Origin of the sequence: Ligilactobacillus acidipiscis DSM 15836 (genome assembly GCF_001435755.1) — a bacterium.
Lineage (GTDB): Bacteria > Bacillota > Bacilli > Lactobacillales > Lactobacillaceae > Ligilactobacillus > Ligilactobacillus acidipiscis.
In genome coordinates, this window is the sequence record NZ_AZFI01000003.1 from 16,570 (window position 1) to 39,450 (window position 22,881).

Here is a 22,881-nt window from a genome sequence, read left to right on the forward strand (position 1 = left end):
TATTAATTTAAAACTGCGGAGCTGTGGTTTTCCACAAACTCCGCAGTTTTTGCTTTTTTTCACTCATTATTCAACTTCTAGATGCAACATATCTGCATAAGTTTCTCTTTTAAGAACTAACTGTGAATGGCCATTCTCACAAAAAACGACGGCGGGACGCCCATTTCGGTTATAATTAGAAGCCATCGAATATCCATAAGCACCCGTAGAAGGTATTGCCAAAATATCCTCCGGATGGACCTCTGGCAGATCCTGATCAGCGACTAAAACATCTCCAGATTCACAATACTTACCCACAATAGTAGCTTTTTGAGTAGTCCGAGCATTGGGGGCAGCAGCTAAAAAGGCAGTGTACTTTGCCCCATATAACGCTGGCCGAATGTTATCCCCCATCCCGCCATCGACGGCGATAAAGTTACAGATCCCTGGGACCTTTTTAGTCGAACCAGTTGTATAGAGAGTTGTTGCAGCTTCACCGACCAATGAACGCCCCGGCTCGATCCAGATCTCAGGTAACATAAGGTCGTTTTTTTGTGCCTCCGCTTGAACTGTTTGCACGATAGTTTTGACAAATTGCGCGGGTCCTAACGGATGATCATCTTCATTATATTTGATGCCAAAACCCCCACCAAGATTTAAAACTTGTGCATCAAAGTTAAACTCATCTTTCCACTGTTTCAACAATTGAACCATTTTAACGGCTGCCATTTCAAACCCAGCAACTGCGAAAATCTGTGAACCAATGTGGCAATGAACACCCAGCACCTCTAAATTATCAGCATCCAGCAACATCGTCAATGCTTTTTTGGCTTGACCAGAATCCAAATCAAAACCAAATTTAGAGTTAGACTGTCCTGTTGAAATATATTTATGTGTCTCAGCTTCGATCCCTGGGGCTACTCGCAAAACTACACTTACCTTCTTATTTTGCGCGGAACAGATCTCATCTAAGAGTTCGATCTCATAAAAATTATCAACAACAATACAACCAATATTTTCTTGGACGGCATATTCCAACTCAGCCGGTGTTTTATTATTTCCGTGAAATTCGATCATTTCTGGGTCCATTCCGCCCTTTAATGCGGCATAGAGTTCTCCACCGGAAACTACATCACAACCAACATCGTCTTCTGACAAAAGACGATACATAGCTAAAGAAGAAAAAGCCTTACTAGCGTACACAATTCGATGCTTGATGCCGGCATTTAAAAAAGTCTTTTTAAACGCCGCAATTTCTTGTTTTATGACACTCGTATCATAGGCAATTACTGGTGTACCATATTTTTGGGCCAATTCTATACTGTCTACTCCGCCGATTTGTAAGTGACCAGCTTGATTTTTTTGTACATTGTCAGGCAAATTAAAGACCTCCACTAAATATCAAATTCTCAAATAAATTAGATTCTTTAATCAGTATCTTACTTAAAGTAGCGGTAAAAAGCAATATCTCCAATCTAAAAACAAAAATAGATATCCAGCCTACTATAATTTAAGAAAATTTATGATAAGATAGCTATAAATAAGAGATTTTTGCAAACATCCAAAAACTACCTACTAGTTATCAAAGGAGAAAATAATGCCATTTAATAAAGATGATTTTTCAGCATGTACCAGCATTCTAGCCGGTAAAAAGGCCACAATCGATGGTTCAACAATTATTGCAAGAAACGAAGATTCTAAAAGTGCTTGGCCTAAGCATATGCAGATCCATGCTCACAAAGAATATAGTGAACCCCAAAAGTTCGTTTCACCAGACAATGGTTTCAAACTTTCTTTGCCGACTGTTCGTGCAAAATATTCTGCGACACCGGAGTGGACCGATAAATTCGGTGTCTTCGAAGAAGATGGAATAAATGAGTACGGTGTTGCCATGAGTGCTACAGAAAGCGCCTACGCCAACGAACGTGTTTTAGGCTATGATCCGCTCGTTAAGGACGGTATCAGTGAAGAAGCTATGCTGACAGTTATTTTACCGTATGTCCACACTGCGCGTGAAGGTGTAAATCGATTAGGAGAAATAGTAGAAAAATATGGTACCAGCGAAAGCAATGGTGTCTTATTTTCTGACCAAAATGAAGTTTGGTATCTCGAAACAGGGAGTGGCCACCAGTGGGTCGCACAACGAATTCCAGATGATTCATATGCGATAGTGGCTAATCAATTAGCCATCCAAGAAATCGATTTTTCACAACCAAATAATTTTATGTATGCCAAAAATATACGGAAATTTGTTTCTGAGAATCATTTGAACCCCCAACCAAACAGTTTCAATTTTCGCAATATTTTTGGCACTCACGATCTTTCAGATGAAATATATAGTACACCACGGGTGTGGTATGGTCAAAAAGTATTCAATCCTGAAATAAAGCAAGAACCTATGAGTCAAGATTTGCCTTTTATTAGAAAAGCTGACCGCTTATTAGGCCTAGACGACTTCAAATATGTCTTGGGCTCACATTTTCAAGATACGCCTTATGATCCGCTCGGCTTTGGAACAGAGGAACAGAAGCATAAATTCCGCCCGATCAGCCTGGCAAAAACTCAAGAATCTCATATTTTGCAGCTCCGTCCTGAGCTTCCTACTGAAATCGCTGGAATTCACTGGTTGGCTATGGGCGTCACTGCCGAAAGCATTTTCATCCCAACATACGCCGGAACGACAGATGTCCATCCAGCCTACAAAGTCGGTCAGCAAAAATATAGCAATGATTCAGCTTATTGGGTATATAAACTTGTTGGTGTCTTAGTTGACGGACATTATACCGAACTCCAAGGATTCTTGAAAGATGCTCAAAAAAATACAAATATCGCACTCAGCAACTTATTGCACCACAGCGACCAAGAAGCCTTGAAACTAACTGGAACGAAATGCACTGAGTATCTAACTCAGCAAAGCATTAAAATGCAGCAACTAGGCCTGGAAAATATGCAACAGCTGATCAGCGAACTAGTAACTGCATCAACAGACCTATCAGTTTTGAACTTTAAAACTGACGCAAACCTGTAAATTTTATTAAGGGTGGTGAATCATTTGCCTGACAATTATCTAACTTTAAACTCTGAACAAACGCGGATCCTTTGCGACCCGATCTTGACTGATGACACCGACTTAGGGGAACATGACTATATCATATTGACTCACATAGATTTTGATACTTTAGATTTATTAGATAATTATGTTGGTTCTAAACCAATTTATTTATCATTTGAGCTTTTTAAATTAATTCAGAAACTAGTCAGAGCTGATTTATTGGAACCAGTTCAAGCAAATTTGAAAATTTTACCTTATAACTATTCTGTGAAATTAGGTGGTATTCAAATGGCTGCCTTTAAAAATGACGATGGCCAATTTGGCAGTTTCACTCTAATTGCCAGAGGAAGTCATAGTACGATCGGGTATTGCGACTCATTTTACAGCCACGGAAATCACAAAAAAAGAATCAAAAAGTGGAAAAAGGCCTTCCGAGAAAAGCAGTTGGACACCTTGATCTTGGGTTCCAAAATTGCGCCGATCTCCGAGCAAAAAAACATCCTATCAGAAAACGGGATGCAAGAAATGTTGCTGAAGTTTATCACTAAAAATCCAGCAGACCAGCCTTTAACCGCCTTACTATCTCCTTTTGACCCAGAACGCCTATACCGCTATGATAAAACGGCTAAACAAAACCAGCGACCGATCGTCTGGGATAAAAATTATCTGCAGTTACTTGAGTCTTTTTATCCATTCGCTGAATTCTTTAGTGCTAAAAATTTACCGACCACAGCTCAAAGTATTATCGTTCAGGTCGAACAAAGCCAACAGTTGAAACATATGAATACTTTCTTGGACCCCGCTTTACTTCACCCGAATGCTGTAAATATTGCTGGCTTGATCTACCAAAAACATCTGTGCGCTCTTACATTAGCCGAACTAAATGAATTCGTGTCATATATTGATCCCGGCCAAGTGATCATGAAAGAAGATCGCAGCTTAGCACAAGATCATTCGATCCCGCAAAAATGGTTACGTTCCTTGGAATTAACGATTTAAAACCACAAAAAAAGAAAGCCGCTTGGCTTTCTTTTTTTCGGTTCTTACTTAATTTGGCTCATAACATCTGAAACAAAATCTTCTTGCTTCTTTTCGATACCTTCACCAACTTGGAAGCGAACAAAACTCTTAACTTTACCATTTTTAGATGCAACATACTTAGCAACTGTTTGGTCTGAGTCTTTAACAAAGTCTTGATCATCCAAGGTAATTTCCGCAAAGTACTTATTCAAACGGCCACTGACCATCTTTTCGATGATTTTTTCTGGTTTACCTTCATTTTTAGCTTCTTCAGTCAAAACTTCTTTTTCATGAGCAACTTGTTCTTCAGGAACTTGATCACGGCTCACAAACTTAGGATTGATAGCAGCAACGTGCATTGCAACATCCTTAGCTGTTGACTCATCGGCACCGGCAACAACTACCAGTGTAGCGATAGAACCACCCATATGCAAGTATGCACCAAAATTGTCACTATCTTCTTTTTCAACGATTTGGAAACGACGCAAGCTAATTTTTTCACCAATAACTTGTGTTGCTTCGATCAATTCATCGTTCAAAGTCCCTTTGTCTGTTTTCACAGCTAATGCTGCTTTAACATCAGCAGGTTTGCTTTCTAAGAGAACTTCACCGATATGCTTAACTAAGTCTTTGAACTTAGCATTTTGTGCAACGAAGTCAGTTTCTGCATTAACTTCAACGATCACTGCAGTATTGCCTGAAACAGTAACACTGGCCAAACCTTCAGCAGCAACACGATCACTCTTCTTAGCAGCTTTAGCTATTCCTTTTTCACGTAAGAAATCAATGGCTTTTGCCGAGTCACCTTCTGTTGCGACTAATGCTTTTTTGGCGTCCATCATACCAACACCTGTTTTATCACGTAATTCTTTTACTTGAGAAGCAGAAATTTTTGCCATAACTCAATGGCCTCCTTATTAAATATTTTCTTTAAAAAAGCTGCCTCAGACCATTAGGCAAACTTACCCAACATCTAAGACAGCCTAAGTTGAAATTAACTATTCAGCATCTTTATGACCATTGTTGCCTTCAACAGCTTCAACGATATCTTCGATGGAATCTACTTTTTCATCTTTTTTGCCGAATGTTTCTTCGGTAACTTGATCATTTTCTTCGCCCTGGTTTGCTTCGATGATAGCATCTGCCATCTTAGATGTGATCAAACGTACGGCACGAATAGCATCATCGTTTGATGGGATCTTAACGTCGATCTCATCAGGATCAGCGTTTGTATCAACCATAGCAACGATCGGAATGTTCAATTTTTGAGCTTCCTTAACTGCAATTCTTTCTTTACGTGGATCAACAATAAAGACTGCATCTGGAATACGAGGCATGTCTTCAATACCACCAAGGAACTTCTCGAGTTTTTCCATTTGTTTGGTCAACTGAGCAGCTTCCTTCTTAGGTAAGATATCAAATGTGCCATCTTCAGACATTTTCTTTAAGTCTTTCAAACGTTTGATACGTGACTGGATAGTATTCCAGTTAGTCAAAGTACCACCTAACCAACGATGGTTAACATAGTATTGACCAGCACGAGTTGCTTCTTCTTCGATCGAATCTTGTGCCTGTTTCTTTGTACCAACGAAAAGAACAACACCATCATTTTCGGCTGTTTCTTTCATAAAGTTATAAGCTTTATCGATCAACTTAACTGTCTTTTGTAAATCAATGATATAGATACCATTACGTTCTGTAAAGATATACTTCTTCATCTTAGGGTTCCAACGACGTGTTTGGTGTCCAAAATGCACACCAGCTTCAAGCAATTGTTTCATAGTAATAACTGCCATTACTAAATACCTCCGAATATAGTTTTTTTCCTCCCCTGCATTCATTTGGCGAGAACTTATATCTAATAAGCACCACTCGCCCAGCATACAGAGTGTGAATTAGGCACCTAAAAAGGCACCTTTTTTATTGTAAATGATTACGTTGTTAATTGCAATAACATTTGACCTGATCGCCTAAAAATTATTTAGTACTGGATAATTGAACAGTGACGCTCAGTTCTTTTTATTCAGCATTCACGATTGAATCCGCTGTACCTGTCTCAATGACTGACTTTGCACTGTTCAAAGATAGTCTAACCATATTCTTGACAGCCGTATCAGTATAAAATGCAACGTGTGGTGTCACAATTACATTTTCTAATTCACGTAATTCGTTGAAAAGCGGGTCTTTGATTTCTTTTCCCCTCAAATCATGGTTGAATAAGGGGCTTTCATTTTCATAGGTATCAAGACCAGCACCAGCAACTTTTCCACTTTTAAGTCCATCGATCAACGCTGCTGTGTCTATTAAAAGCCCCCGTGCAGTATTGATCAAATAAACACCGTCTTTCATTTCTGAAATAGCCTGGGCATCGATCATATGCTTATCTTTTAACGAAGCTGGCATATGCAAAGTGATTATATCAGCCTTTTGATATAATTCCTCTTTACTGTCAACATAGATACCTTCTGCTGCTAATTTAGAGTCCGGATAAGGATCATAAGCTACGATTTTGGCACCAAAACCACGATAAATAGAAATAGCAGCCTTACCGATTCGGCCGGTTCCGATCACACCGATAGTTTTATCGTGAATTTCTTGGCCAACGTTTCCTTCCCAGCGAAAGTCTTGTTGTTCGCTGCGTTTTCTAAAATTATCAATTTTCCTAAGCAATTGCAATAATAGAGTCACAGAAAATTCAGCAATCGCAGTCGGCGAATATGCTGGCACATTAGTTACTGCAATATTATTCGCTGAAGCTTCTTTGAGATCAACATTGTCAACACCGACATTGCGGATCGAAAAAACTTTGATCCCTAAACTCTGTGCTTTGTTAAATAATGACTTAGGATACTCGCCAGTTTGTAAGGCTAAAACTGCATCATGACCATTGATCTTATCCATTGTTTCGTCTGTCAAAGGATCTTTAATTAAATCAACTTGAATATTATTTTTGGTTGACCATTCCCTAAAGAATGGTTCTTCGTCATCTCTCACTGAAAAAGCAATCATTTTCATATTACTAAAACTCCTTCATGTTTTATATAGCTAAAATTCTTAGAGAAATATAGCATGACTTATATTATACGTGACACAACACATCATTGACTACACAAAAATAAATTCATTAATTTTTTTTAATTGATTCAAGATCGACTCCATGAGCCGACAAAAAGCTTTCTTTTTTAGAACGTGGCTGATGTTTAAACGCATATTCTGCTTTTAGGGCCAGAGACTTACTGTCAAATTCTTCATGATAGATCATTTTAACTGGTCTTCTGACCCTCGTATATTTAGCCCCTCGTCCCGAATTATGCTGCTCTAAGCGCCGTTTTAAATCAGTTGTAAATCCTCCATACAAGGTCCCATCAGCGCAAAAAAGTACATAAAAAAAATAGTGTTTATTCTTCACCATATAAAATCCTTCTTACTTCTGGCAAATATTGATCCTGTTCGTCATAAACAACTACAGGAGAAACAAATCTCAATCCCCCGGGGCGACCATCCTTGATTGCCTCTATCAAAACCATATTAGCTTCACGTCCTTTTTTAGGATAAACCAAACGGATCCTTTTAGGAACAAGGCGGTTTTTTTCCAATAAGCTAAAGATTTCTTGAAGTCGATCAGGACGATGCACCATATACATTTTACCGCCCATTTTCAGTAAAGCACTGATAATTACTATAATATTAGCCAGTGAGGCTGTGCTTTCGTGTCGAGCCAACGCTAAGTATGGATTAGGATTTTTTTTACTAGATGGTTGATCAGCAAAATATGGTGGATTACACGTGATCGTATCGACCGAATCTTTTTTTATTTCTTGTAAAATATCTTTAAGGTCCATATTTAAAACTGAAACTTGTTCATTCAGATCATTTAATTCAATGCTGCGTCTGGCCATATCTACTAATCTTGTTTGAACCTCAACTTGGGTAATGTGGGCTTTCGTTTTTTTAGTCAAAAATAAACCAACCGCCCCGTTACCTGAGCAAAGATCAATGATCTTTGCTTTTTGTTTTAAAATTGGCTGCGCAAAATCCGCCAACAAGACCGCGTCCAAAGAAAACGAAAAAACATCTGCACTTTGAATGATCTTGATATTATTAGCATACAATTCGTCTACTCTTTCTCCACTTTTCAATTGCGGATCAAATTTCATTTTAAACACTTTCTTTCATCAAAACTTGCAACTGGTATAATAACTATGTAATATTATTCTTGACAATACTATTTTGGAAAGGAATGTCACTGCGATGTTCTACTCATTTATTCGAGTTGTGGCTCGAATAGTAGTTGCTATCATTAATGGCAACAGCCACTACCTTAACAAAGAAAAACTTCCTGAAGGCAACTATATTGTAGTCGGGCCTCATCGTGCCTGGTTTGATATGATTTATTTTGCCTTGGCTGCATCCCCGAAACGTTTTTCATTTATGGCTAAAAAGGAGTTATTTAAGAACCCTGTTCTCCGCTATATCTTGGATCACGCAAATGCTTTTCCCGTCGATCGTGAACACCCGGGACCCTCTGCAATCAAAACACCCGTCAAATGGTTACGTAAGCGAGATATCTCGCTGATCATGTTTCCTTCTGGGACACGACACTCACAAGAAATGAAGGGCGGTGTCGCATTGATCGCCAAGCTTTCAGGAGTACCGATCGTACCAACAGTTTACCAGGGACCATTAACTTTCAAATCTCTTTTTTCACGAAAACGTGTTACAGTGGCATTTGGTGACCCGATTTATCTTGACCGCAAAGCAAAAATGACTGATGAAAAGCAAAACAAATTATTTGCAAAAATAGAAGCAGAGTTTGAAAAGTTGGATCAGCAGGTCGATCCTAATTTTAAATACGTTGATGTTTCAAAACATTCAACAAAATAAGGATAAATAAAAAGTCGGGTGATCACCCGGCTTTTTTATTTAAAAATGACTTTATTTTTTCTTCCCATAATTAGCTTTCATGGACGTCATCATTTGGTTAAGTTTCTTTTCCGAAGGCTTCTGGCCCATCTGCAACATCATTTGTCTTAACATCTGTTCATTGATTGGCGGGTTTTTTTGTAAATAGCTCTCCATATACTTGCGGGCACCGTAGAAACCGCCTACGAGTCCTAAAACCAACGCGATGATGACGATAATTATCCATACTGATGTGGACATCATCAACTACTCCCTTCCTTAACTTTTGCTTACTTAGTTAAGTTTACACAATTAACTGTGAAAAATAAAGTGGTCGTCAAAAATTACACAAACTTCTCCACTTTTTATTAACTTTTAATCGTCACGTAAACCACGTTTTCTTTGGATATCTTTGACCTTTTCAGGGGTAACTTCTTTTCCCTTTTTATCAAAAACCTGCGTCATCTCGATCTGACTGCGAAAGTTTTCGCGAAACATGCTTAAATAGGTTTCACGTAAGCGCTGCTGCTCTTCTTGTTCTTCTTTTGTTAAACCATTTGCCTTTTTTTTGTGAGCCAGTTCGTTGATCCTATCTAATAAGTTTTGTGGGATCCCATTATCCATATCTTCTACGACCTCTTTTCATACAACGAGACTCTTTAATTCCAATACAAACTATCTTAAACAATTAATACTAAAAACTCAAGTATTTTATCCGAACATTAGTTTGAAATAGCAACAATAATATGATACGCTTGAACTATAAAAAATTAAATGAGGTGTTCGTGATGTCCAAAATAATCGAAGAACGACAAATCTCCGTCTTAAAATTCATCTACGAATGTGTACATGAAAAGGGTTACCCGCCTACTGTCCGTGAAATTGGCGAAGCAGTCGATCTCTCTTCGACCTCAACTGTCCATGGACACATTGCACGTTTAGAAAAGCGCGGATATATTCACAAAGATCCTACTAAACCACGTGCCCTTGAAATAACCCCTGCTGGGATGGAAGCGCTCGGTATCAGTGAAAAAGCTGCTAAAATACCAGTTCTAGGAACGGTTACAGCTGGTAATCCAATTTTAACAGTTCAAGAAACAACAGACTACTTCCCCTTGCCACCTAATTATGACTCCGCTCAAGACTTGTTTATGTTAACTATCAGAGGCGAAAGCATGATCAACATTGGTATTCTCGACGGCGACGAAGTGATCGTCAGACAACAACGTTCCGCAGATAATGGTGATATTATTATCGCTATGACAGATGACAACGAAGCAACCTGCAAACGATTCTTCAAAGAAAAAGATCATTTTCGATTGCAGCCTGAAAACGACACAATGGCCCCGATCATTTTAGATTCAGTTACCGTACTTGGTAAAGTTGTGGGCTTATACCGAGACTTCATTAGCTAAAAACAGCCAGATAAATAAAAAAACGAGTAACTTTGATAAGTTTGCTCGTTTTTTATTTACTATTTTAGTTAAGTTCCAGCAAATAAAGAGTTTTGCCGACCCAATTCCATCATCTCTTTGCGCTAAAACATACTTTAATGACAGGGCCAAACGGTACTTAATTTTTTCCTGTTCTTCTGCTAAGTTTTTAAGAATGACCCATTTTTAACAATTCAGCAGCGTGCTTCCGAGCAAGATCTGTAATTTCCGTTCCCGCAAGCATCCTAGCCAATTCTTCAATTTTTTCAGACTGCCTCAGTCGTTCAACTCTTGTTTCTGTCCGACCATCTTGAACATGTTTGGTAACAAGATAGTGGTGATCACTTACAGCAGCAACCTGTGGCAAGTGAGTAATGCATAATACTTGAGAGCTTTGGGCGATCAAACTGATTTTTTCAGCAATTGCCTGGGCCACTCGTCCGCTAACTCCAGTATCTACCTCGTCGAAAATAATACTTGTTACACCTTGACGTTGAGCAAAGATGGTCTTAAGCGCCAGCATGACTCGTGATAATTCACCGCCAGAAGCTATTCTTGCCAAAGGACCCATCGATTCACCCGGATTAGTTTGAATATAAAATTCAACCTGATCAAGGCCCTCAGAATTGAGCCGTTCATCTGTTCCCTGTAAAAACTTAACACTAAAAACTGCCTTTTCCATGTACAAAGCTTTCAGTTGTTTATGAACAGCTTTTTCGAGCTGGACAGCAGATTTTTTCCGCTCACTGGAAAGTTGACGTGCAATTTGCTTAGATTTTTTGAACAGTTCATCTACGCGCTCTTTTTGTTCATCGGAGTCCGCATCTGTTTGTTGCATACCTTTAAGTTCACTTTTGATCTTTTGATAATAATTTAAGATCTCGGAAATTGAATTCCCATATTTTCTCTTCAGTTGATGAATATCATCCAACCGGTGTTCGATCTGGTCTAACCGGTCTTCATCCCATTCCATCGTTGCAAGTTGATTTGAAACATCACGCACTGAATCAGATAAACCATAATAGGCATCCGTTATACGCTGGCTAATTTGTCCTAAATCAGGAGAAAACTCTGCAACACGCTGCATTTGTTCCATCACAGAACCAACTTGACCTAAAGCATCATTTTCTTCCCCTGAAAGTAACTGATAACTGTTTTCTAAAGCATCATGGATCGCTTGATAATTATCCAGCTGCTCTTTTTCTTCAGCCAACTGCTCCTCTTCTTCAGGCTGTAACTGGGCGGTTTTAATCTCTTGAACTTGAAATTGCAACATATCCAACCGCTGAACCCAGTCTTTTTCATTCTTTTCTTTCTTTTCCAGACTGGCCTTTTCTTTGCGATATTGTTGATAGCTCTCAGAATATTTATCTTTAAGTGCTCGCAACTGCTTATTAGCAAAACTGTCCAACAATGACAAATGCTTGTCTGGACGCATCAACTCCTGATGCTCATTTTGACCATGAATATCGATCAAAGTCTCACCGACTCGCCTCATATTCGTCAAGTTGACCAGTTCTCCGTTGATCCGACAAATATTGTGCCCATTACGGTACAACTTACGCTGCAAGATCAACCCATTATCATCGTAACTGATACCTACCTCGTCTAAAATCCGATAGGCTGGAGCATTTTTGGGTAAAATAAAGAGAGCTTGTAATAACGCCTTCTTCTTTCCCTTTCTAATATAGTCTGCGGACCCGCGACCACCGGCCAATAACCCTAAAGCATCGATCACGATAGATTTACCCGCCCCAGTTTCACCAGTTAGTACCGTCATTTTAGGTTGAAAGTCTATTTGAATTTTATCTATAATTGCAAAATTTTTAATAGTTAAACTACTTAGCAAATACTTTCGCCTCCGATGAAACCTAATTGCGTCTATCTATGTAGACAATTGAATCTTGTTAAAGAACAAGTGCTTCATTGCTTAATCTTCATTTGTCAACTTTCGTATTTCTTCTTGTACCTTACTTGCAGCTTGTGTTGAACGATTGAAGATCATAATCGTATCATCGTCACTAATACATGCGAAAACTTCAGGATAATTCATTTGTTGGAACAAACCAGAAACTGTGGGCCCATTACCAGGTTGAACTTTCAAGACGCACATTTCATTGTGAATATCTGAACTCACATATACATCTTGCAGCGTCTTTTTTAGTTTGACAGCTGCATCTACTTCTTTTTCAGAAGGAAGGGTGTAACGATAACTACCATCATTTAAAGGGACCTTAATAAGCTGTAACTGCTTGATATCCCGTGAAATCGTCGCTTGAGTGACCTCAATACCGCGTTTAGCAAGGAGATCAACTAGGTCTTCTTGCCGATACACATTATTTTTCACTAGTAGTTGTTTCAACAATTTATGTCGTTCATGTTTCTTCATATAATCCACTTACCCCACACTTTAAATAATCCTGCCGGCTTGACAGTTCAAAATCCTAAAATTAATGCAGTAAAGTCTGGTGAGCTTTTTTAACCACTTCAACCGGCGAAACCTGGAGAAGATTTTGTCCCTTCTCACCTTCAGGACACTTCACTAAATGTACGATAAATTCAATATTACCCGTTCCTCCAGTAATCGGTGAAAAATCTAACCCGCTAACATTATACCCGCTTTTTTGGGCAAATCCTAAAACATCATCTAAAACTTCCAAATGAGTCTGCTCATCGTGCACTATGCCGTGTTTCCCGACTTTATTTCTACCTGCTTCAAACTGCGGCTTGATCAAGGCAACAACATCGCGTCCAGTTTCTAAAATTGAATACAAGGTCGGTAAAATCAAGCGTAAAGAAATGAAGGAAACATCGATCGAGGCAAAATTTGGCTGTCCCTCTTTAAAATCTGCTAACTTACTATAGCGGAAATTAGTATTTTCCATCACTATCACGCGTTTATCTTGACGAAGTTTCCAAACCAGTTGATTTGTTCCCACGTCTAGAGCATAACTAAGGCGCGCATGATTTTGTAAGGCTACATCCGTAAAGCCGCCAGTAGAAGACCCAATATCCAGCACTGTACGTCCGGTCAGGTCAATTTTAAACACCTTTAAGGCTTTTGCAAGTTTTAAGCCCCCACGACTAACGTAAGGCATCTTTGTCCCTTTAAAATGAAGTTTGACAGAAGAATCGATTTTCATACCGGGTTTATCCAAACGTTCTTCGTTTTCCCCTAAAATTTCTCCTGCCATCACAGCCCTTTTTGCTTGTTCACGACTATCAAACAAGCCTTGTTGTACTAATAATACATCAATTCGTTCTTTTTTCATTTTCCTACCTTATATTTTAAAATATCCTAGTAATTCGTCAAACAGTTCTGTTTGCACACCCAAGTCATTCAATTGTTTTAACACATTGCCAGCCTGTGACAATGTGTGTTCAAGTGATCGTTTAGCCTCGTTGAGACCTAATAAAGCCGGGTAAGTATTTTTGTGCTCCAAACTATCTTTGTGAACAGCCTTTCCCATCTTTTCTTGTGTTGAAGTTACATCCAAAATATCATCATAAATTTGGAAAGCTAATCCAAAAAGCAAACCGAATTCTCGCAATAGTGCTTGGTGTTGGTCGGAAACGCCGGCCAATATTCCTCCCGCTTCAAAAGCGTAAGTGATCAAAGCACCAGTTTTCCCAGCATGTAAGACTTTTAACTGTTCTAAAGTCAATTGCTGCTTTTCTCCGAGAATATCACGAGACTGACCATCGACCATTCCTTTAGGACCAGCCGCTTTTGCCAACTTATGGACTAATTTCAAATTATCAACTGGTGAAATCCCTGCTTCAGTTAACCACTCAAACGCTTCCGTCAATAAAGCATCACCGGCCAAAACTGCCATAGCCTGACCGTAAACTTTATGATTAGTTGGCTTCCCCCGCCTAAGCTCGTCATTATCCATTTCAGGCAAATCATCGTGAATCAGCGAATAAGTATGAATAAATTCCAAACTGCCAGCAACAGCAAAGACAGCCTCAGAAATTGGCGTTTGAAAGCTCGCACACGTTGCAAAGACGATCAAAGGCCTGATCCTCTTACCGCCAGCCATTACTGAATAACGCATTGCAGCACGCAAAGTGTCCTGGTTATCCAAGGAATTCAGACGAGCTTCCATCTGCCGATTTAGTTCATTGATCTCACTTGCTTGCAGCTTTGAAATACTGTTATTACTCATTATCATCTTGCTCCTGCTCAAAAACCTGTTCCTCACCATTTTCATCGATCACTTTGGTTAAAGTTTTTTCAGCATTTTCTAGAGTACCCTGTAACTTTTTGCTGAGCTTAACTCCCTTTTGAAAAGAATCTAACGCTTCCTCTAAAGGGACATCCCCCTGTTCCAATTTAGAAACGATTTTTTCAAGTTCAGCCAAATTTTCTTCAAATGTTGGTTCTTTTGTATCTTCACTCATTGCCTTGCTCCTCCTTGGTATCGATGATGCGCGCATCCGCAATTCCGTCTGCCATATGCAAAACTACCTTATCATCTACATCTAGATTTTTAACACTTTTAGTGATCTTACCAGCATGACTGACATAAGAATATCCACGTCCCATAACAGATAAAGGACTGAGTACATCCAAATTGCTCACCTGTTGCGCTAGCTCATTTTTCTTTGCAACTAAATAAAGTTGCATATTTCGCTGTAATTGCTGCTTATTTGTAGCCAAAATTGACCCTGATCTCTTAAGACGCGGTTTAGGATCTACCATTTTCAAACGACTATTCAACTCTAATTGTTCTCGCTGAACACGCGATAGTTCTTGTCCAAAAGCTGCTTCAAGTTTAGAATTCAAAAAGTCAAGTTTCTGTAAATAGCCTTCGTACAAACGAGCCGGCGTTTTAAATATATATGAATCGATTTGCCGTGCTGCTTGACGTTCATTGCGATCTAAGACTGTCTTCATCGCTTGCACTAACCGTAATCTTTGCTGCTTTAATTTTAATATCTCATCTGAAAGGAGCGGTGTAGCCAACTCTGCTGCCGCAGTTGGTGTTGGGGCACGTAAATCAGCCACCAGGTCGGCAATTGTAGTATCAGTTTCATGTCCGACAGAAGAAATCACTGGAATCTTAACAGCTGCGATCGCGCGTGCAACTTTTTCTTCGTTAAAAGGCCACAAATCCTCAATTGAGCCGCCGCCACGACCAATGATCACAGTATCAAAATCCTCATGTTGCGTAACTTCTTTTAATCTGCCGACCAAAGAATCTGCGGCTTGTTCTCCTTGAACAACTGCAGGAAACAAAACAAGTTGAGCGATCGGATAGCGCCGTTTAACAGTTGTCATAATATCACGAATGACTGCACCTGATGGGCTTGTGATCACAGCTATTTTTTGCGGAAAACGAGGGATCCTCTTCTTTTCTACAGCAAAGAGCCCTTCAGCAGCAAGTTTCTTCTTTAATTGTTCGTATGCCTCATATAAAGCACCCACACCGTCCGGTTGCATACTTTCAATATTTATTTGATATGTACCATTAGGCTCATATAAATCTATCCGGCCAACGAGCAAGACCTTCATGCCTTCTTCAGGTATAAATTTCACACGTTTAAAATTAGACTGAAACATTACCGCACTTATTTTAGCATTATCATCTTTTATACTAAAGTACTGATGTCTAGGACGTAAACGAAAATTTGAAATTTCACCTGTCAAAAACACTCTTTGAAGATAGGGATCGACAGTAAACTTTTTGTGCAGATAACGTGTCAAAGCAGTAACCGTTAAATATTTATTTGTAGTCAAATTTTCAACTCCTTTGCTGCAAAGCCAATTGTTTGTTTCATTAGCATCACACTTGTCATGGGGCCAACACCACCCGGAACTGGGGTCAGATAATCAGCTGCTTTTTTCACATCGTTTTGGTTGACATCTCCTACAGTTTCGCCGTTAGACAAACGATTGATCCCAACATCAATGATCACTGCACCTGGTTTGATATACTTGGCTGTGATCATTTCGGGCTGCCCAATTGAAACGATCAAAATGTCGGCTTTCTTAGTGACCTCTTCCAGATCGACAGTCTTGCTGTGCGCGATAGTAACAGTGGCATCCGCGTTGAGTAGCATTGCAGCCAAAGGACGACCAACAATATTACTGCGACCAACTATCACCACCTGTTTGCCCGCGAGCTGGATGTGATACTCATTAAATAATGCCATGATCCCAGCTGGCGTGCACGGAATAGGGCCCGGATCATTCATAAATAAACTCCCAATGTTGTACGGATGAAAACCGTCAACGTCTTTAGCGGGAGAAATCGACTCTATCACTTTTTTCTCATCCAAATGTTTTGGGAGCGGCAATTCGACCAAAATACCATGAACAAGCGGGTCTTCATTGTAATTTTGAATGATCTTGATAATATCTTGCTCAGAAGAATTCTCAGGTAAGAGCCGATCGTGAACATTAACTCCCAACTTATTAGCCAGTTTTTTCTTACTCCGAAAGTAAATTTGACTAGCAAGATCATTACCCACTACCAAAACCGCCAATGTTGGAACGATCCCATGCTCTTTGAGATAAGTCGTTTGGCTTAACAAAGATATCTGAAATTTTTGAGAAAGCTTCTTTCCATCCATTAAAACTACCATGCTACTACCTCACAACAGAAATTATTTACTTTCAATTTTAGCACATTGCCCAATGCAAAACTAATCCAATCATTTATCAAACATAAATTAAAAAGCCTGAGCAACAATAACTGCTTCAGACTTTTAATATTATAAGAGGTTAGATAAAACTCCATTGATGAAACGTCGTGACTTGTCGTCGCTAAACGCTTTTGCAAGCTCTAAGGCTTCATTTAGCGCAACCTTGTCGGGAGTTTCACTTTCAAACTTAATTTCAAACACAGCAATTCTTAAAATCAAGAGATCTGTTTTGCTCAAACGATCCAGTGACCACTTTGAATTAAGATGTGTTTCTAGAAAACTATCAATTTCTGCTTGGTGTTCCAAAACACCATGGACCAAAGTTTGCATATATTCCAGAACGCTTTCAAGCCCGAATTCTTCCTCTGAAATTTGCTGACAAACCAAATCAGGATCTGCATCCAAATTGCTCTGTAGGGCAAATAAAACTTGAAAAGCACCCTGGCGTACCTGATGTCTTGTAGTAGCCATTACTTCTTATCCTCTTTTTCTTCTCCAAAAATATTATTTGGGTCAACCGTCGCTTCAACCTTTTCGGGAACTACTCCCTGGACATGAATATCGACTGATGCCAATTTCAAACCAGTCATAAACAAAACCTGCTGTGCAACTTTATCCTGAATTGCAGAAGCTACTTTAGGGACAGAAACTCCATAATTTAGGAAAACATTAACATCAACTTTTAACTCATTTTGGGCCGCTGCAAGTTTAACACCTTGCTTCCGGTCTTGACGTCCAAATAATTTCGAAAAACTATTTGCAATAGAACCGTGCATTGAGTAAACACCTTCAACTTGGCTGGCAGCAATCCCAATGATCACTTCTACAACCTCAGGTGCGATCTTAATTTCTCCTAGGTCTGGCTGGTTGCTGGTCAAAACAATATTGTTTTCGTCAGACATTACTAAACCCCCTTATTAATTAGGCACGCGAAATGTACGTTCCGTCTACCGTATTAATAGTCAATGTATCTCCTTCATTTACGAAAAATGGAACTTGCACAACAAGACCTGTTTCCATTGTCGCAGGTTTTGATCCACCAGAAGCGGTGTCACCTTTGATACCAGGTTCTGTTGCAGAAACTACTAAATCAACAGTGTTTGGCAATTCGACGCCCAATGTCTCAGAGCCATACATTATGACACTGACGATGGTGTTTTCTTTCAAGAATTTCAACTCATCTTTAATTGATTCTTCTGGGAGTTCTAACTGTTCATACGTTGTTGTATCCATGAAGACATGGTTGGTACCATCAGCATACAAATATTGCATCTTTTTACGGTCGATTTGTGCTTGGTTGATTTTTTCACCACCACGGAATGTTTTTTCCTGAATCGCACCAGTCCGTAAATTCTTCAGTTTAGAACGAACGAAAGCTGAACCCTTACCTGGTTTAACGTGTTGAAATTCAACAACGCGCCATAATTCACCATCAATTTCGACAGTCAAGCCTGTCTTAAAGTTATTTACTGAAATCATCTAATATAATCCTCCTTGGCAAATGCCATTAAAGTATGCATAGTTTTAATACTTGTTTAATCAAAAGTTATTACACTTCATTTTCACGTGGATCTATAGCTTTGTCAAGTTGACAAATAACTATAGTTCCAACAAATTCTTGTCAGAATGTGTCAGAACATCATAACCACTTTCGGTCACTAAAACATCATCTTCGATCCTGACTCCGCCAACACCAGGAACATAAACGCCAGGTTCGATCGTAATAATTTGACCAGGCTGCATTATATCGGCAAATCTTTGACCAACATTGGGCAATTCATGAATATCCAAACCGATACATGGCCCATGCCATGATTAAAGTATTTGCCATACCCAGCTTTTTCTATCAATGAACGCCCGACCTCATCTAAATGTGCACCACTAACTCCGGCACTGATTGCTTCAATTGTTGCTTGCTAAGCCTCAAGTACTAACTGATAAATTTCTTTAACTTGTTCATTTTGTTCACCCAAACTAAAAGTCCGCGTAACATCGGAAGTGTAGCCATCAACAAAATAACCATAATCTAAAGTTATCAGATCACCAGTCATAATTTGACGGGAAGTAGCAGTACCATGAGGCCAAGTAGTATGTTCTCCACTAGCTACGATAGTTTCAAACGACTGAGCTGAGGCACCATGTTTTTTCATATAATGATCTAAGTCATTAGCAATGTCCAGTTCTGTTTGACCAGCTTGTAACTGCTCAACGACAAAACGAAAACCATCATCCGCCAATGCGCAGCTCTTTTTTATTAGAGCAATTTCCTGCTCATCTTTGATAGACCTTAATTGTTCAACTAATCCGTCGAAAGGAACGATATCGCAGAGTGCAGTTTCATCCAAAAAATCGTAAGAAGCGTAATCGATCGTATTTTCAAATCCAATAGCAGCTAAATGATCTTTAGCTGCTATCTCGCAAGCATTCTTTAGATAATTTCTAGTGATCACCGAACCCCAATCTGGATTTTCAGTCTTGATCTGTTCTTCAAACCGAGAATCAGTAATTAAGTACTTGTCTTTCTCTGTAATTAACAAGACGCCTGCGTCACCAGTAAAACCACTTAAATAATATATATTCAACGGATCTGTCACTAGAAAGCCATCAATTTTTAATCCTGAAAACTTATCCTGCAACTTTTTCACTCGACTCGAAGCCATTACCATCATACCCTTCTTAAAACTTATACTACTAGTATAGCAAATAGTTGGCCCAGAGAACATTTACTAAATTTGGTTTGGACTCGGATCATAACTAGCTTGTATATTTTAAGTTTAAAAAACCGGGACCCCACAAGTGGAATCCCGGCACTGAGCACGTAAAAATTATTCTGCTGTAGGATAAACCGAAACTTGTTTCTTGTCACGGCCCTTACGTTCAAATTTTACGACACCTGCAGAAGTAGCGAATAATGTGTCATCTCCGCCAATTTTAACGTTCATACCTGGATAGATATGTGTCCCACGTTGACGATACAAAATTGAACCACTTGTGACAGTTTGACCATCGGCACGTTTTGCACCCAAACGCTTAGCTTTTGAGTCACGACCGTTAGAAGTCGAACCGCCCCCCTTATGATGGGAGAAGAACTGTAAATTCATTAACATAACACGAACACCTCCTGGTTAATCATTCATTTTCAATAGTTATATAATCTCGATAATTATCTATAATACTTTGGATCCCTAGTCTAAAACTTTTTAACAATAATTGAACTGCAGGCTTTTTAGCTTCATTCTTTTCAAGTGAAACTTTAAGATACCCGCCATTATTGTCATCCGAGACAACTTGAGGTGTCACAGATGCTAACTGTTCTAAACTATTAACAGTATTAATTGCTAAAACAGAAACCGCAGCACAAACAATATCGTAACCGAATTCGCCGGAATCAGCATGTCCTTTTAACAAAAAACCGCAAAAAGTATCATTATTAGACAAAAAATGCGCTTTGATCATGCAACATGCAACTCCTTAAATCTGGTTAGGCATTGATAGCATCAATAACAACCTTTGTGTATGGTTGACGATGACCTTGTTTTGTATGAGAATGTTTCTTAGGCTTATACTTGAAAGTAACAACCTTTTTCTCACGGCCTTGTTTTTCAACAGTACCAGTAACACTAGCACCATCAACAACTGGTGTTCCGATAACAGTTTTTTCACCGCCAACAAGAACAACTTGGTCAAAAGTAACTTTGTCACCTGCGTTTGCAGCTAACTTTTCAACGTAGATTGCTTCACCGGCTTCAACTTTGTATTGTTTACCACCTGTTTTAATAATTGCGTACATCAATGTGCACCTCCTTGTAATTGACTTAGACTCGCCGTAATGTAGTGACTCAATTTGCCTGAGTACTTAAAAACTTAAAACGCGCGGTTGTAGTTGTGACATGCACAAATACAACGTGTTAATGTTAGCAGAAAAGAAACTACGTGTCAATATTTATTCGTTAAAAAGCTTTTAATTAAGAGCAAAAATTGTATTTGACATAATCTACATATCTAGCCTATAATATACCTTGTTGTTGGTTCGGTAGCTCAGCTGGATAGAGCATCCGCCTTCTAAGCGGATTGTCGAGAGTTCGAATCTCTCCCGAATCATTATATATCAAATTAGAACGAATCAAAAATGTAAGAATGCCTTTATACCGGCGTTCTTTTTTTGTGATTTGATACAAAAACCATTAAAAACCACTAAAAACTTTTAGAGTGATGGACAAAAATGGACATAAAAACAGCTCCGATCACTCGAAACTGTGAATTAATTTTTTTCATCAATGAACTCTATTGTAACTCGTTTAGGTCGTCTACAGTAGCCATATTACGAATAAAACTGCGTGCTTGCGACTACGACCAGACAAATATGAACGATGTGGCCGATTATCGTTGTTCCATTTTACAGACTCTTTCTTTTGTTCTTTGCTTTCTACCATTTTATTAAACGAATATTGTTATAGTTCGTCACTGCTCGTTATCCTACTATATAGGTGGAAAAACTTTAAAGATGATGGGTGCGATAGTTTTGAATATAAGTAACTTGTAAAAAAGAACCTTTTTTCAAGCATTAACCGCACCAAACTAAATTAAAAATCGTTTATTGCAAGTTCTAGATCAACACAATTTTAATCATTATCTTTACAATTTTAGTTCGAACCCAAATTTGACTTCAAAAATAAGCTCGTTCCATTTGGGAGCGAGCTTATTTTATTCAGTTGAAAAACGAAATATAGAGTTGTTAACACTAGGGAATGCCAACTATTATATGGTAGCATGCACCTGTTTCCATAAATACTTGTACAACATGAAAAAACCATCCTTTCGTACTACCACAAAGTCTAACAGACTCTCTCCTAGTTAGTTTGTTCTTGCTAAACAATTCAAAGGGTATTTTTCATTTTATTTAGAATTACAAAGCTGCAAATTTCAATTCAAGTTCTTCGTTCAAAATCTTTTTCTCTTTCTTGCTTAACCTTTCATCACTAGCAATAAAATAGGGTTTTCCAATAGTCAATCTAGATCTACCCCAACTGTTAAATTCAAATTTTGCTGGAACGATAGGCTTTTTACTGCTCTTCGCAATCAACAGATAACCTGATTTTAGCTGGCTAGAATAACGTGAACCAGTTGGAAAAATTACAAATGATTGCTGATTTTCAGTCAGTTTTTTAATCGGAAATTGAAGAGTAGCTAAAGAGGGATTTTTTCTGTCGACCGGAAAAGCATTTAGTTTGCCTAAAAACCAGGAAAAAATCTTATTTTTAAATAATTCCTTTTTTGCAATAAAGAAAAAGTCTGTAGCTCTGATTTGTGTGGCAAATACTATAGCGTCAATAAAGTGATGATGTGGTGCTACGATAATGTATGAACCACTTTTGGGCAAGTTTTCGATCCCTTTAACAATGATCCGGCCAACGTAAATCATTAGGCAAATACCTAAGATAAATCTGACATATCTATATATCATAATTGAACCTCCTTGTAGTTTGTCTGATAATACTACATTGATTCCTCATTTCCACTATAAGTTAAAAAATTTAAATCAAACTTAATTCTGCCTCCAAACATTGAAAAAAGCTCATTCCAGAAGAATGAGCTTGTCTGTATGAAAATAATTAGCCTATCCTCTTGATATCAAGTGACTAATGTATCAAACTACATTATGTTAGCTAGGAGTTGCCAACCTCTTAACTTTAACATAAAATTTTTTAGATAGATAATTGTGCAAAACCAAAAAACACAGGCCGCTAAGCCTGTGTAATGTAGAGAACATAGTGATCATTTCTCTCTCCCAAAATTATTATAAACGTTAATTCATTTCCCCGATTTAAAATTGAAGTGCAACAC

At 38.6% G+C, this 22,881-nt stretch carries 26 protein-coding genes, 1 tRNA gene, 1 pseudogene and 1 other annotated feature; of the genes and pseudogenes, 5 read left to right on the forward strand and 23 right to left on the reverse strand.

All coding sequences use genetic code 11. The annotated features are described in order from the left end of the window. Window positions 1-66 precede the first annotated feature (66 nt). Window positions 67-1,359 (reverse strand): diaminopimelate decarboxylase, encoded by a 1,293-nt coding sequence (gene lysA, locus FC65_RS00625; RefSeq protein WP_056971169.1) that lies wholly within the window; start codon window positions 1,357-1,359, stop codon window positions 67-69. Between the two features lie 217 nt (window positions 1,360-1,576). Here lysA and FC65_RS00630 point away from each other — a divergent pair, with 217 nt between their 5' ends. Further along, window positions 1,577-3,007: a C69 family dipeptidase gene (locus FC65_RS00630; protein ID WP_056971170.1), complete on the forward strand. Its 1,431-nt coding sequence runs from the start codon at window positions 1,577-1,579 to the stop codon at window positions 3,005-3,007. A 15-nt stretch (window positions 3,008-3,022) separates the two neighbouring features. Next, window positions 3,023-4,030: a hypothetical protein gene (locus FC65_RS00635; protein WP_235803045.1), complete on the forward strand. Its 1,008-nt coding sequence runs from the start codon at window positions 3,023-3,025 to the stop codon at window positions 4,028-4,030. Window positions 4,031-4,074: 44 nt separating this feature from the next. On the opposite strand, the gene tsf is transcribed toward FC65_RS00635, so the two are convergent. The 5 genes from tsf to FC65_RS00660 form a co-directional block, all read right to left on the reverse strand. Then, window positions 4,075-4,950: a translation elongation factor Ts gene (gene tsf / locus FC65_RS00640; RefSeq protein WP_056971172.1), complete on the reverse strand. Its 876-nt coding sequence runs from the start codon at window positions 4,948-4,950 to the stop codon at window positions 4,075-4,077. 99 nt (window positions 4,951-5,049) lie between these two features. Then, window positions 5,050-5,847, reverse strand: a complete 798-nt coding sequence (gene rpsB / locus FC65_RS00645) for a 30S ribosomal protein S2 (protein WP_056971173.1) — start codon at window positions 5,845-5,847, stop codon at window positions 5,050-5,052. Window positions 5,848-6,070: 223 nt separating this feature from the next. After that, a complete protein-coding gene (locus FC65_RS00650) occupies window positions 6,071-7,066 on the reverse strand; it encodes a D-2-hydroxyacid dehydrogenase (protein ID WP_056971174.1) in 996 nt (331 codons plus the stop codon). 109 nt (window positions 7,067-7,175) lie between these two features. Beyond that, window positions 7,176-7,463 carry a GIY-YIG nuclease family protein gene (locus tag FC65_RS00655; RefSeq protein WP_010494331.1) on the reverse strand — a complete coding sequence of 96 codons (288 nt, stop codon included), beginning with the start codon at window positions 7,461-7,463 and terminating at the stop codon, window positions 7,176-7,178. Then, the gene (locus tag FC65_RS00660) at window positions 7,450-8,208 is read right to left on the reverse strand and encodes a tRNA1(Val) (adenine(37)-N6)-methyltransferase (RefSeq protein WP_056971175.1); all 759 of its coding nucleotides are present in this window, start codon (window positions 8,206-8,208) and stop codon (window positions 7,450-7,452) included. The genes FC65_RS00655 and FC65_RS00660 overlap by 14 nt, the downstream gene beginning before the upstream one ends. A 94-nt stretch (window positions 8,209-8,302) precedes the next feature. On the opposite strand from FC65_RS00660, the gene FC65_RS00665 reads away from it, so the two are divergent. Further along, window positions 8,303-8,935 (forward strand): lysophospholipid acyltransferase family protein, encoded by a 633-nt coding sequence (locus FC65_RS00665; RefSeq protein WP_056971176.1) that lies wholly within the window; start codon window positions 8,303-8,305, stop codon window positions 8,933-8,935. 51 nt (window positions 8,936-8,986) lie between these two features. Here the strand turns inward: FC65_RS00665 and FC65_RS00670 are convergent, their stop codons facing one another. Next, window positions 8,987-9,214 carry a YneF family protein gene (locus FC65_RS00670; RefSeq protein WP_056971186.1) on the reverse strand — a complete coding sequence of 76 codons (228 nt, stop codon included), beginning with the start codon at window positions 9,212-9,214 and terminating at the stop codon, window positions 8,987-8,989. 114 nt (window positions 9,215-9,328) lie between these two features. Beyond that, on the reverse strand, window positions 9,329-9,577 hold the full coding sequence (locus FC65_RS00675) for a DUF896 domain-containing protein (protein ID WP_010494340.1): 249 nt from the start codon (window positions 9,575-9,577) through the stop codon (window positions 9,329-9,331). A gap of 164 nt (window positions 9,578-9,741) precedes the next feature. Between FC65_RS00675 and lexA the strand changes: the two genes are divergently transcribed. Beyond that, window positions 9,742-10,368 carry a transcriptional repressor LexA gene (lexA, locus tag FC65_RS00680; RefSeq protein ID WP_056971177.1) on the forward strand — a complete coding sequence of 209 codons (627 nt, stop codon included), beginning with the start codon at window positions 9,742-9,744 and terminating at the stop codon, window positions 10,366-10,368. A 187-nt stretch (window positions 10,369-10,555) separates the two neighbouring features. Here lexA and recN read toward each other — a convergent pair whose 3' ends face one another. The 14 genes and pseudogenes from recN to rplU form a co-directional block, all read right to left on the reverse strand. Next, entirely contained in the window at window positions 10,556-12,235 is a 1,680-nt protein-coding gene (gene recN / locus FC65_RS00685) for a DNA repair protein RecN (RefSeq protein ID WP_056971178.1), read from the reverse strand. Between the two features lie 81 nt (window positions 12,236-12,316). After that, on the reverse strand, window positions 12,317-12,775 hold the full coding sequence (locus FC65_RS00690) for an arginine repressor (protein WP_056971179.1): 459 nt from the start codon (window positions 12,773-12,775) through the stop codon (window positions 12,317-12,319). A 61-nt stretch (window positions 12,776-12,836) separates the two neighbouring features. Further along, the gene (locus FC65_RS00695; protein ID WP_010494355.1) at window positions 12,837-13,658 is read right to left on the reverse strand and encodes a TlyA family RNA methyltransferase; all 822 of its coding nucleotides are present in this window, start codon (window positions 13,656-13,658) and stop codon (window positions 12,837-12,839) included. A 9-nt stretch (window positions 13,659-13,667) separates the two neighbouring features. Next, on the reverse strand, window positions 13,668-14,555 hold the full coding sequence (locus FC65_RS00700) for a polyprenyl synthetase family protein (protein ID WP_056971180.1): 888 nt from the start codon (window positions 14,553-14,555) through the stop codon (window positions 13,668-13,670). After that, window positions 14,548-14,790: an exodeoxyribonuclease VII small subunit gene (locus tag FC65_RS00705; protein WP_010494359.1), complete on the reverse strand. Its 243-nt coding sequence runs from the start codon at window positions 14,788-14,790 to the stop codon at window positions 14,548-14,550. The genes FC65_RS00700 and FC65_RS00705 overlap by 8 nt, the downstream gene beginning before the upstream one ends. After that, on the reverse strand, window positions 14,783-16,129 hold the full coding sequence (gene xseA / locus FC65_RS00710; protein WP_056971181.1) for an exodeoxyribonuclease VII large subunit: 1,347 nt from the start codon (window positions 16,127-16,129) through the stop codon (window positions 14,783-14,785). The genes FC65_RS00705 and xseA overlap by 8 nt, the downstream gene beginning before the upstream one ends. Further along, window positions 16,126-16,977, reverse strand: a complete 852-nt coding sequence (gene folD / locus FC65_RS00715) for a bifunctional methylenetetrahydrofolate dehydrogenase/methenyltetrahydrofolate cyclohydrolase FolD (protein ID WP_056971182.1) — start codon at window positions 16,975-16,977, stop codon at window positions 16,126-16,128. The genes xseA and folD overlap by 4 nt, the downstream gene beginning before the upstream one ends. 129 nt (window positions 16,978-17,106) lie before the next feature. Further along, window positions 17,107-17,508: a transcription antitermination factor NusB gene (gene nusB, locus FC65_RS00720; RefSeq protein WP_056971183.1), complete on the reverse strand. Its 402-nt coding sequence runs from the start codon at window positions 17,506-17,508 to the stop codon at window positions 17,107-17,109. Continuing rightward, a complete protein-coding gene (locus FC65_RS00725; RefSeq protein ID WP_010494367.1) occupies window positions 17,508-17,939 on the reverse strand; it encodes an Asp23/Gls24 family envelope stress response protein in 432 nt (143 codons plus the stop codon). Before FC65_RS00725 ends, nusB begins: the two co-directional genes overlap by 1 nt. Window positions 17,940-17,958: 19 nt before the next feature. Continuing rightward, window positions 17,959-18,516 carry an elongation factor P gene (efp, locus tag FC65_RS00730; RefSeq protein ID WP_010494369.1) on the reverse strand — a complete coding sequence of 186 codons (558 nt, stop codon included), beginning with the start codon at window positions 18,514-18,516 and terminating at the stop codon, window positions 17,959-17,961. Between the two features lie 120 nt (window positions 18,517-18,636). Beyond that, window positions 18,637-19,703: pseudogene (locus tag FC65_RS00735) on the reverse strand (M24 family metallopeptidase). A 159-nt stretch (window positions 19,704-19,862) separates the two neighbouring features. Beyond that, window positions 19,863-20,144, reverse strand: coding sequence for a 50S ribosomal protein L27 (gene rpmA / locus FC65_RS00740; RefSeq protein WP_056971184.1), 282 nt, complete (start codon window positions 20,142-20,144; stop codon window positions 19,863-19,865). Between the two features lie 22 nt (window positions 20,145-20,166). Beyond that, window positions 20,167-20,493, reverse strand: a complete 327-nt coding sequence (locus FC65_RS00745; RefSeq protein ID WP_056971185.1) for a ribosomal-processing cysteine protease Prp — start codon at window positions 20,491-20,493, stop codon at window positions 20,167-20,169. Window positions 20,494-20,518: 25 nt separating this feature from the next. Then, complete coding sequence (gene rplU / locus FC65_RS00750) at window positions 20,519-20,827, reverse strand: 50S ribosomal protein L21 (protein WP_029604862.1); 309 nt, start codon at window positions 20,825-20,827, stop codon at window positions 20,519-20,521. Window positions 20,828-20,844: 17 nt separating this feature from the next. After that, window positions 20,845-20,926 (reverse strand) — a sequence feature (ribosomal protein L21 leader region). A 138-nt stretch (window positions 20,927-21,064) separates the two neighbouring features. Here rplU and FC65_RS00755 point away from each other — a divergent pair. Continuing rightward, window positions 21,065-21,138 (forward strand) — tRNA-Arg (locus FC65_RS00755). A gap of 805 nt (window positions 21,139-21,943) precedes the next feature. Here the strand turns inward: FC65_RS00755 and FC65_RS00760 are convergent. Continuing rightward, window positions 21,944-22,501 (reverse strand): lysophospholipid acyltransferase family protein, encoded by a 558-nt coding sequence (locus FC65_RS00760; protein ID WP_010494474.1) that lies wholly within the window; start codon window positions 22,499-22,501, stop codon window positions 21,944-21,946. Window positions 22,502-22,881 lie beyond the last annotated feature (380 nt).